Raw genomic sequence first — 233 nt, 5'->3', positions numbered from 1 at the left:
CTGGGTGGTGAGCACGGTCACCGCGTTGCCGTCCGCGGCGTGCGCGGCGAGCAGCTCGCCGAGCGTCCCCCCGTCGAGCAGCGGGATGCCGCCCGCGAGCACCACGACCGGGCCCTCGACGAGCACGCCGGAGGCGCTGCCGGGCTCGCCCGGGCCGTCGTCGGTCGACGCGGCCTCGGCCTGCGCGGCGGCGTCCAGCACGGACAGCGCGCACTGCACGGCGCGGCCGGTGC

Annotated in this window: 1 pseudogene; it reads right to left on the bottom strand. The window is 79.8% G+C overall.

Annotated elements, in window-relative coordinates:
* Nucleotides 1–233, bottom strand: a pseudogene (gene glmU / locus KVT14_RS21550) (bifunctional UDP-N-acetylglucosamine diphosphorylase/glucosamine-1-phosphate N-acetyltransferase GlmU); the annotation flags it as partial.

The sequence above is a fragment of the Cellulomonas sp. GbtcB1 genome (assembly GCF_019091725.1).
Taxonomy (GTDB): Bacteria; Actinomycetota; Actinomycetes; order Actinomycetales; family Cellulomonadaceae; genus Cellulomonas.
The sequence above is the reverse complement of the archived record's forward strand: the minus strand, read 5'-3'. Positions and strand labels throughout refer to the sequence as shown.